The 11,053-nt window shown below is 33.3% G+C and carries 10 protein-coding genes; 8 read left to right on the top strand and 2 right to left on the bottom strand.

Features of this window, described 5'->3' with window-relative positions:
* Window positions 1-7: 7 nt before the first annotated feature.
* From neuC to T537_RS0103205, 4 genes are read left to right on the top strand one after another with little or no spacing between them, the layout of a single operon-like run.
* On the top strand, window positions 8-1,156 hold the full coding sequence (gene neuC, locus T537_RS0103220) for a UDP-N-acetylglucosamine 2-epimerase (RefSeq protein WP_197018731.1): 1,149 nt from the start codon (window positions 8-10) through the stop codon (window positions 1,154-1,156).
* A 22-nt stretch (window positions 1,157-1,178) separates the two neighbouring features.
* Window positions 1,179-1,880, top strand: a complete 702-nt coding sequence (locus tag T537_RS0103215; protein ID WP_031556256.1) for an acylneuraminate cytidylyltransferase family protein — start codon at window positions 1,179-1,181, stop codon at window positions 1,878-1,880.
* Between the two features lie 4 nt (window positions 1,881-1,884).
* Complete coding sequence (locus T537_RS0103210; protein WP_031556255.1) at window positions 1,885-3,819, top strand: glycosyltransferase family protein; 1,935 nt, start codon at window positions 1,885-1,887, stop codon at window positions 3,817-3,819.
* Between the two features lie 20 nt (window positions 3,820-3,839).
* A complete protein-coding gene (locus tag T537_RS0103205) occupies window positions 3,840-4,973 on the top strand; it encodes a glycosyltransferase family protein (RefSeq protein WP_031556254.1) in 1,134 nt (377 codons plus the stop codon).
* On the opposite strand, the gene T537_RS0103200 is transcribed toward T537_RS0103205, so the two are convergent.
* Window positions 4,974-6,143 carry a CgeB family protein gene (locus tag T537_RS0103200; RefSeq protein WP_031556253.1) on the bottom strand — a complete coding sequence of 390 codons (1,170 nt, stop codon included), beginning with the start codon at window positions 6,141-6,143 and terminating at the stop codon, window positions 4,974-4,976.
* A gap of 20 nt (window positions 6,144-6,163) precedes the next feature.
* Window positions 6,164-7,339, bottom strand: a complete 1,176-nt coding sequence (locus T537_RS0103195) for a glycosyltransferase family protein (protein ID WP_031556252.1) — start codon at window positions 7,337-7,339, stop codon at window positions 6,164-6,166.
* A 164-nt stretch (window positions 7,340-7,503) separates the two neighbouring features.
* Between T537_RS0103195 and T537_RS0103190 the strand changes: the two genes are divergently transcribed.
* The 4 genes from T537_RS0103190 (at window position 7,504) to T537_RS11945 (ending at window position 11,019) form a co-directional block, all read left to right on the top strand.
* On the top strand, window positions 7,504-8,895 hold the full coding sequence (locus T537_RS0103190) for an AMP-binding protein (RefSeq protein ID WP_031556251.1): 1,392 nt from the start codon (window positions 7,504-7,506) through the stop codon (window positions 8,893-8,895).
* Between the two features lie 222 nt (window positions 8,896-9,117).
* The gene (locus T537_RS12330; RefSeq protein WP_051637150.1) at window positions 9,118-9,486 is read left to right on the top strand and encodes a hypothetical protein; all 369 of its coding nucleotides are present in this window, start codon (window positions 9,118-9,120) and stop codon (window positions 9,484-9,486) included.
* 129 nt (window positions 9,487-9,615) lie between these two features.
* Window positions 9,616-9,828 (top strand): hypothetical protein, encoded by a 213-nt coding sequence (locus T537_RS12325; RefSeq protein ID WP_027437027.1) that lies wholly within the window; start codon window positions 9,616-9,618, stop codon window positions 9,826-9,828.
* 225 nt (window positions 9,829-10,053) lie between these two features.
* Entirely contained in the window at window positions 10,054-11,019 is a 966-nt protein-coding gene (locus T537_RS11945) for a DUF4885 family protein (protein ID WP_081823240.1), read from the top strand.
* Window positions 11,020-11,053: the final 34 nt, after the last annotated feature.

Raw genomic sequence — 11,053 nt, 5'->3', positions numbered from 1 at the left:
AGGCCGTATGGGGGATACAAGAAAGAAAATCAAAAAAATTGTGTTTGTTACAGGTACAAGAGCTGATTATGGAAAAATTAAATCATTAATTGGACAAGTTGAGAAAAGCTCAAGTTTTATAGCTTATGTTTATGTGTCTGGTATGCATCTTGTAAAGCATCTTGGTTGTACATATAGGGAGGTTTTAAAGGATGGATATTCTAACGTATATGTGGATTTTTCTCAGGGAAATACAGGAGATATGAGCTTTGATTTAGGTAGCGTTATTTGCCATTTTACAAAATATATCGATCATGTTAACCCGGATTTAATAGTTGTACATGGAGATAGAAATGATGCCCTTGCTGGTGCTATTGTTGGTGCATTAAAAAATATAAAAGTGGCGCATATTGAGGGTGGAGAACTTTCAGGTACAATTGATGAATCTATTAGACACGCTATTTCTAAATTTGCCCATATTCACCTTGTTAGTAACGTAGAGGCAAAGAATCGCCTGCTACAGTTGGGGGAAGAGGAAAAACGAATTTTTATAATGGGTTCACCTGATATTGATATTATGCTTTCTAATAAGTTACCAAGTATTGGCCTTGCAAAAATTAGATATGACATTAATTTTGAAAATTACGGAATATGCATGTATCATCCCGTTACCACAGAATATAAGAAAATAGGTAATAAGGTAAAGAATCTTGTTGATGCATTAATAGAATCTAATAGGAATTATATAGTGATTTTTCCAAATAATGATTATGGCTCTGAGATTATTCTAAATGAATATCAAAGGCTTGAGGATAATGTAAGGTTTAGGCTTTTTCCATCTATTAGATTTGAGTATTTTTTAACTTTAATGAAATCTGCGGATTTTGTAATAGGTAATTCTTCCGCTGGTATTAGAGAAACTTCTGTTTATGGTGTTCCTGCAATTGATTTAGGCACAAGGCAGCAGGGAAGATATAAACTAGAAAATTCTAATATTCAACATGCTAACGAAAGAAAAAAAGATATACTGACTTGTATTAATAATGTAGATGATTATAGGATCACTAGAAACGATTTTGGTACGGGTAATTCTACAGATAAATTTATGGAAATAATAAACAGGGAAGATATATGGAAATATGATATACAAAAGAAATTTGTGGATTTAGATGATTAAAAATAGATAAGGTGGTGTAGCTATGATTAATGGTAAAAGGGTTTTGGCATTAATTCCAGCAAGAGGGGGGAGCAAAGGTATTCCTAATAAGAATATCTACAAAATTAACAGAAAACCGCTAATTGCCTACACTATTAATTCAGCACTTGAGTGCGATTATATAGACAGTGTTGTTGTTTCAACGGATAGTGAAGTTATAACTAAGGCAGCTATTAGAGCTGGAGCGGAAGTTCCATTTATGCGTCCTAGCGAACTAGCAAGTGATACTTCTAAGACCATAGATGTGGTATTGCATGCCATAGAAGCTCTAAAGAATATGGGGAGAGAGTTTGACTATGTGGTTTTATTACAGGCAACTTCTCCACTAAGAACAGCATCAGATATAGCAGGAGCCCTAGATACATTTGTTAAGAATGAAGAAAAAGGACTTGTATCTGTGTCTGAGGCTGAGGAATCTCCTATACTTATGAGAAAGTTTGATGAAAATGGTTTTTTAGTAAGGATTATAGAAGGCAATTCAACAATAAGAAGACAAGATTTACCAACCTATTACAAGGTTAATGGCGCTATTTATATTAATAGAGTTGATGATTTAAACAAGGATACAAGTCTTAATGATAACGAAATTGGTTACATTATGGATAAAACACATTCAGCAGATATTGATGAATATAAGGATATTGCGGAAGTTAATTATTATCTAGGCCTATTAGGAAGGAAATAGTTAAATGAATTGGATTGAGCTAAATAAGACGGAAGGTTTATTAACCCTTGTTGTTATTGTAAATGACAAAAACATTCTTGAGGGTGTTAAGGATAGTGCCTTTGGCTTACAAAGGGAAATGACAAAACTTAATATATGTATTGAATGTGTGTGGGATGATGAAACAATAGAAAATTATTCCATGGCTAAAAATGCTGCCATTAAATATGTTCAAACTAAATATGTGATTTTTGTAAAGGATGAGGAATTCCTTAAAAATTTCTATGATCAAATCTGGATTGGAGCCATTGCAAACAGCGATGATCCTAAAGATATTGATAGAGCTTTTAGCTATAAATATTCCTTTGAAAGAATTATGATGCTCAACAATTCAAGATTATCAGGGCTTTGTGTAAGTGTTAATGCTATAAAACAGGTTGGTGGATTTAATGACTTGCTTGAAAGTGCAGAGGATTATGAGCTTTTATTAAGACTTGAAGAATATAGCCCATTTCTTGATAGCTTAGATTATTTTGTTAAGTTTGCTAATTTTGAAATTAAGCCTGTTTATAGGGAAGATTTTGTAACTTATGCATATGTTCTAGCGAGATACAGAAAAAAATTAGAGCAGATAAAACTTTTAACTTCTGCTGTTAAGAGAACGGAAGATTGGGCTAAGCTCTTTGATCAAAAGGAACTTCTTAACAAAAGCTTTAGTGCTTTTGTTGATAATGATGAGAAATTACTTAAGCAGATGGGGATAAAGGATCCTATTGTGGTTATTATGGATGAGGATAATTTATGCCTTGATGTTATAGAAGAATTTGCTAGTAGATTTTATAAGGCTGCTCTTAATGTGGGCAGGGGTGTAATCTTAATTAAGAATAAGAATAAACAATGGATTGAAGATGCAAAAAATATGCATATAAGGGCAATTCTTGGTTTTCAGTCTGATATTTTTGCAGACATTAACTCAGATGAAGTAAATATTAATGCCATAGATTGCCCTAAGTTTATGGATATTTTTGACCATCCACTTTATATTAGCTATTTTTTAATGTTCCCTGTAAATGATTATTACTGTCTATCACCGGATATGGACTATGCTAAATTTGCTAAGACTAATTTTACTTCTGTTAAGGAAGGTTATTCTTGGTGGCCAGGAGGTAGTAGAGTTTCTGGTCTTAGTCTTGATTGGAAAAATAAGACATATGATTTAATTTTTATGGGCTCTTTTACGGATTATAGAGATTATATTAGAGACCTTTATAATCTAAAGGGAGAGGAACGCTATATTGCTAATAAAATGCTGCAGCTTCTAAAAAAGGACCCAGCTAAGACCTTTGAAGTGGCCTATAAGGAAACCATTGACTTGGTCTTTAGAGAAGATGAATATTTACATGATCTATATAATGACAGAAAGCTTACTTTAGTAACTATGAATCATTTGTGGATGGTAGCAAGGATTGTAACTGCTCTTTATAGAGAGAAGGTTATTAAGGCTTTGCTTGATAGTAATATAGAGCTTCATGTCTATGGCAATAGTTGGAAAAATAAGATATTTGCAAAATATGAGAATCTAAAGATTCATGGGGAAGTAAACTATGAAGAGGGACTTCTTGAAATGGCTAAGAGTAAGATTTCTCTTAATGTTTTTTCTTGGCATAAGGATTGCATAACTGAGAGGGTACTAAATTCTATGTTTAATATGAGTTTATGTATCTCGGATGATTCTAAGGCTTTACATGAAAACTTTATTGATGGTGAGGAGCTGGTACTTTTTAATCTAAAAAATATTGATGAATTGCCAGATAAAGTTAGGTTCTATCTTAATAATGATAATGAAAGGGAAAGAATTATTGCTAATGCTTATAAGAAGGTTAGTAAGAATCATTCCTGGGAGAGAAGAGTAGAAGACTTAGATAATATTATAAATGAGATATTAGGCCTTGATGATTAATTATAGGTATGGGGGATAGGATGAAGATTTTATTTTATAGGTGTAATTCTATAATTGAAGATGAGCTTAGCAAATGTTTTGATAAATTAGGCTTTGATGTGAAAAATTATAATGGAAAAGTAAACCCAATAGAATCTTGTGAAGAAGAGCTTGTAAGCTTAGTAAAAGAAATTAAGAATGGTGGTTATAGCCATGTCTTCTCCGTTGATTTTAAGCCTATTATTTCTAAGGCAGTTGATTTAGCAGGTGGAAAGCTTATTTATATTAGCTGGAACCTTACAATGCCTTTTGATTTAAGTGAATTGGCAGGACTTTCTTATGACTTTAATAAGGCATTTTTCTATGATAGAAATTATGTTGAGAAACTTCATAAGAAAGGCTATAAAAATAGCTATCATCTTCCCCTTGCCACAAGTATAAGGCCTGTTGCTAATAATAGTCCATGTTATATTCATGATTTTTCCATGGTGGCTTCCATGTATGAATCTGATTCTTTAAATTTACTCTCCTCTGTAAATAAGTATCTAAAGGGCTATATTGATGGCTTGGTGGAGTTTCAGCGTAAGCTTCAAGGGGGCAATATTATTGAAAGTTGTTTAGCTGATGATATTGTAGAAGATATTAATACTTGCCTTATGAAAAAAACGGACATTGGGGATTTTACTAAATTAAGTAAAAGTGATATTGCGCTTTGCTTTAGTAGGGAAGTTACTAGGCGTGAGAGAATGAAGGCTTTTTTGCTTCTTGAAAATAAGGTGGGGACTGCTATTTATTCTAAGGACAAAGTTGAGGGACTTGATAATACCTTTATGGGTGGCGAAATTAGTTATGATAAGACGCCAGATATTTATAGAAATTCCAAGGTAAATTTAAATATTAGCTTTAGTGGAATTGAAAGTGGAATTCCCCTTAGAGTCCTTGATATTATTGGCTGCGGTGGTCTTGTGTGTTCTAATCCACAGCCAGAGATTTTTGAGTACTTTACTCCTAATGAGAGTATTGTTACTTTTGATTCTATTGAAGAATTAATGGACAAGGTTATATTTCTTGTTAACAACGACACTGTTAGAAATGAAATTATTAATGAGGGTATGGATATTATAAAAAAAGCCTTTAGTTATGAGGATAGAGTTAATCACATGTTTAGCTTTTAATTATAGGCTATTAAACATGGTATTTAACACCTTTTCATAGCTGTGGTTTTTAGACACTTTCATAAATCCGTTGTGGCTAATTTCTTCCCTCTTATTATCATGTTCTAGATAGTAGTCGCACTTTCTAATTAAATCATCGTAGTCTTCATATATAACTAAATCTACACCATCTCTGAAATGCCTTAGGATATCTTCCTGGTAATTAGTTAATAAAAATCCATTAGATCCAAGTATATCCATGCAGCGAAGTGGTATTCCTGTCTTTATACTTTTTAGAGATATGTTTAAATTGATTTTTGAATTTTTAAAAACCTGAGGCATATCATTGATGTAATCGATTGCTCCATAACAGTTTATATGCTTAAGATTTTTGGGTGGCGTATGGGTGTATAGATTTACTTTGTATTTACTTGCTAGGCTTTTGTCTAATTTTTCCAATATATGCATGCGCTCATTACTTGTGATTTTTCTACTTAAAAAGTAATTGGCATAAATGTAGCTACTTGTTTCAACTCCATCAGCATTAGGATTTGCAGGCATTTTATCCATCATATCATCTAGTATGGGGCCATTAATTAGGCTTTCTAAGAGAAAATTTCCATAGATATGCTCCTGGGCTGCCATAATGCCTTCTAAATATCCCTTGGTATAATCGCTTATTTTACTATCTACTAGTCGTTCATAAAAGTTGTGTTTCTCATTATAGAGTGCCCCTACAAAGGATATATCTGATGCAAAGTGGGGATTTGGTACTTTTGTTTGTCTTTCTAATCTAGATGTATTCACTGGTAGTGGTATGTAATTTATTGTATTTATTCCTCTATCCCTAAAAAAGAAGAAATCGGCGCTATCAAAGGTAAATACATGATTGCAGGAATTAATCAGGGTATAGGAATAGGTATTTATATGTGGGCTGTCATAAATAAGGCATAGATAGGGCTTATTTATTTTCTGGCAGCAGTTGGAAATTATTGGATAGTAATTAAAAGTAAATACAAAATCATATTTACCTTCTTCATAGAGCTTAAAAAACTCTTTTTCAAACTTAGAGTCCTTTCTTTCTGACAAGTCATAGTCTGAGACTATTTTAAAGCTATGTCCCATCTTAGTAAGGACTTCCTTTAAATCATCTATTCCAAAGTGATTGTGTTCGTATATTAATATATTCATATTCTATCCCCTTACATCTATCATTTAAATGCGATGTCTATTATTTGCAATAATCTAGTGGTCACATTATGGTATTTTGCTACTTTATCATGTCCATTTTTTGCAATTATTAGTCGCTCTTCTTCGTGGCTTAAATAATAGCTACAAAGCTCTTTTAGATGATCTATATCTTCATAACAAACTAAATCTTTGCCATCTTCAAATAAAACTAAAAGCTCACTTTGATAGTTAGTTAGTGTAAAGCCTCCACTTCCTAAGCAATCAAATAATCTCAATGGAAGCCCTGATTTTATAGCTTTTGAAGTGATATTTAGATTGATTTTACTCATATTAAAAATCAGTGGCATTTCTGTAAGTGTTCTTGCCATTCCTCTATAATTAACATTTGGAAGATTAGAGATATTACTTGCAGTGTATAAATCCACATTAAATTCCTTTGATAGTTCAAAAAGTATTCGATGCCTTTCAAGGAAGCTAGCTCTATAGCTTAAATAAGCATCACTAACTAAAGCTTTAATATCCCCATTACTACTATCCTTTGGTAAAAAGAGCAAGCCCTGGGATTTTTTTAAAAATTCATCTGTAAAATTTTCATCAATTAAGTCATATAGTAGATTTAGCCCAGAGATTCTTGATTGCGCCTCTACTATAGAGTCGTGGAAGCCCCTGTTATAATCGGACATTTCTTTGCTAGTATAGATGTTTTTTTCTTCGTAGGTTGAACCTATAAATGATATGTCAGATTTATATTTTTCTTTGACTTCTTTACTTGTGTTTTTTATAAGGTCATCAATTCGCCTTGTATTAGCAAATAGGGGGATATGAAATATATTAGCCGGGTTAAATTTATTAAAGCTATTAAATAGCTCTAGGTCAAATAAGAAGATTTTATTTACGGGATTTTTAATTGAGTCCGAATATAGCTCTAGCACTGGACTATCTACAATCAAACTTATGTATTTTAAATTAAGCAGCTGGCAGATATCTGATAACCATGGGAAAAAATTAATGCTAAAGCAAAAATCAAATTTATTCTCCATTATTATCCCTGATACAATCTTGGCTGCAACTGCAGGCTTTAAGGATTTATCTTCCATTTCCTTAGTACATTCTATGGTATCAAAGCCTAAATAGTTTAAGCCGCTTATTATATCAGGTTCACAAATGCTTCCGTATCTGTAAATTAATACCTTCATAAATCCCCCAAATTCTTAACTTGTTCACGCTACAAAACATTCTTATATAATTATAACAAAATAGTAAAATTATGTAAATAATCTTAAAAAACTTAGTTGGAAAAGTACCTTTCTTGTGCTATTATTTACTTGTAATATGAGATTACATTTTAAGGGGAATATTGATGAACAAAGATTGTTTTATTTATAATTTTTTAGAAGAAGCTGCTAGAAAATGGCCTGATAAAAGGGCGATTATTTATGATACTTTTGAAGTGACATATAAGCAATTATTAGATGATGTTGTTCATAAAGCAATTCATTTACAGAGATTTCAGGGACAAAGGGTTGCAATTTATGGCCCATCTTCCTATAGATGGATTGTTAATATGCTTGGAACGATTGTTTCAGGTAAGGACGTGGTTTTGGTGGATTTTTTCCTTCCTTCTCAAGTTAGAAAAGATCTCCTAGGCAAAGCCAGCGTTGAATTTATTCTTACATCGACTAATCAGTACATCTTAGCTGATGCAGATGCTAGAATTATTAAGAATGCTGAAAAGGACAATGTTGATGGACTTAAATTAAATCAAAAGGATGGAGAGGGCAATATTCTTATGTTTACTGCTACTGGTGGTGAATATGATAAGGCTGCTGTCCTTACCTCAGAAAACCTTGTGGCAGCAGCTAATGCTGTTAATAGTAAATTAACTTGTGGTGTAAATGATACTGTTCTTACACCTATTAGCATGCATAGAATTTTTGCTGTGCTTTATGGCCTTATGTGGCCACTGTCTAATGGCGCATGTATTGCTGTTGGTAGAGGTCTTCGTCATATTGATGCAGATACTTATTATTACAATGCAACAGTTCTTCCTATAACACCTGCTATGGCTAGATATCTTTATAGAGTTAATGGCTATAATAAGGAAATTAAGAAAATTATTGTGGGTGAAGCTAAGTGTCCTAAGAAATACCTTGAGGAAATGATGAACAGGGGCGTTGAAGCTTATAGCGTATATGGAGCCCTTGAAACATCTGGCTGTATTGGTATTGGCAAGGCTGGCGATGAGAGCTTTGAGTTATTTGATGGGGTTAGTGCAAGTATTGCAGATGATGGTGAAATACTAATTGGCGGCGATATGATTATGGCAGGTTATGAAACTGATCCAGAATATACTTCTAAGGCGCTTGATGGAGGTGTTTACCATACTAAGGATTATGGTGAAATAACTGCAGATGGTAGACTTCATCTTAAAAAGACAAATCCTGATCTTATTCAGCTTGCTACAGGTGAGAAGATTAGTAAAAAGGTAACATGCAAACAGTTGTCTGAACTTTCTGGCATTGCTGATACTTTTGTTATTAAATATGCAGATATGTTAACTGCTATTATTGTTCCTATTAATAAAAATGACAACGAGGCTAGATTTAAACACCTAATTGATAAATATAATGAGAAAAAAGGCTATCGTTGGGAAATACAAAAAATCATTGTAAGCCAAGAAGCACTACCTGTTAAGGCTAATGGCGAGCATGATGAAGAGATGATTATAGAAAAATTTTTGAAAAATCAATAAAAGGGTTAAGAATAAAAAGGTTGTTCCGATATATATTACAGATGTGCTGTAGGGCTGGCGTCAATTAAGTAGTTGTTACGCATGTACCACAAATCGTTATTATATATTTGAATAACCTTTTTTAGCGTATAGGCGCCAGCTGTTCTACAAAAACATACCTTTATTGTAAAGGTGGATATTTGGATAATTACCGCTTTGTCGGTAGAGTAAGGAGGTTTACTTATGAGTAAATTAGAATTAGAACAGATTGAAGCATTACAGGCAGCAAGCCCATATTGCGAAAAGCTTATTACAGCTATTAGTCGTATTATTGATGAATATTCTGGCAACAAACTTCCAGATACAGACGAATATATGCATCATATCTTAATGGGCCTTTATTGGATTTTTAGTATCTATGGTTCTACACAGGATATGATTAATCCTAATGGCGCAGTTATTGATCAGGATGAAGTTAATGCTTATGTTCTTGAATTAAATAAGGCTAATCAGGATGAAGATGATGCTGCAAGAGTTGAAGCATTTACAGGCATTTTAAAGTTTGTTGAAGACTTTAAGCGTGAAGCTGATTTAAAGATTGCTGCAGCTTAACCTTCCGGTGCGGATTCCACAGAATTAACGCTTAATCTTACAAATAATACAACGATACCCCCACATGCTATTGTAACGTCTGCTTCTACAAGCGGAACACAGACGCCAAGCCAGGGTAATGTTCACCACATGTTAAGAGTGGATGGAACGTGGTATACATCTACATATGCAAGCTCATCAAGCGGAAGTTATACGATTAATTCAAGCGATGACATTGAGGCTAAACAGCAATGGAAATTTAAATATAATGCGCTTGCAACAGCAAAATCTACCATGAAAAATGTTAAACTTACGCTCAACTGGGAATATGATATGGCATTTACAGACTACACAACATATTGAGGTGATATAAAAGATGAACATTCGTTTTGACAATCAGGTAGTAACTAATCAGATAAAGCCATCTTATGTATCAAGTGGAAAAAAAGAATTGAAAAGCTCGCTGGAGTGCACATCCGTAAAAGACAGTTACAGCATAAGCAATGATGCAAAGTTGATGATGTCATACGGTTGCAATGACTTTAAATGTGAGACACGATATGTAGATAAAACAATTGATATTACAGGATACATACAGGAGGCGAGGGAAAAAACGATACAGAAATAAAAAATGCCGGGACAAGTATAGATAAAAGTGCTGTGAAGTATCATGATTTGATTTCGGCACTTAAAGCAGCACTAGACGAAAAGTATTCAAAAGTTTCGGCAGCTGCAAAGAGGTACGGCGATACAGATGAATATTTGAACAACAAGTATTTTAATAAGTATTCCGCTATATACGAAAGAGATCTTTCTGAAGAAGAGAGAATGGCTGGGTATAGGAATGAAAAGTCGTATTTGAACACTGGACATGTCAGAGGAGTTAATTTCTCGGATTCTCTGTTTAGAGGTATGGAATTTAATTCAGATGTAATGGATCATGATCGATTACAATGGGAACGACGTGTGATTAATACTCAAATTGACAATATTTTAAGAGATACCGGAATTGATCCTAATGAGATACAAGACAATTGTATTATTTCTGTTGATCCGTACAGCAAATACATTTCTGTTAGCGGTATTGAAGACACAATAAAAGATATGATAGAAGAAGGTATGAATGTCGGAACGAATGGGAAGAACCTGTTTTTGCATTTATACAAGCTAAGCACACAGGATAATTGTAATAGTATTCAAATATCGGAAGAAGCGAATACTAAATATCAAGCCTTCGCACGTATAAATGAATTGACTGGTCTAAAATTGAATGATCTGATTCAAAAGAACGGCTCATTTTATACAGATGAAGGGAAGGATGTGCTGGAAATAGCAGATCAAAGCATTGAAAAGACAGTACCATCAGATTATCGTGACCAGATGCAAAACTGGGTCAGGGATTTGTTATCAAAGGTTGCGAATAAAGGATGGAATAATATGTCAGATCTGATATTAAAAGTTCAATATGGGAAAAATGGGCTGAAAGATATGGACCAGGATATGATTTTTGATGGGTATAGCAAGCTTGACAATGCGTGGTATTCCATTTTGTGAACGAAAAAAGTGTTGAAACAATAAGGCAAGGATA

Source organism: Lachnospira multipara LB2003 (genome assembly GCF_000702205.1).
Lineage (GTDB): Bacteria > Bacillota > Clostridia > Lachnospirales > Lachnospiraceae > Lachnospira > Lachnospira multipara_A.
This window is presented reverse-complemented; position numbering and strand designations above follow the sequence as displayed.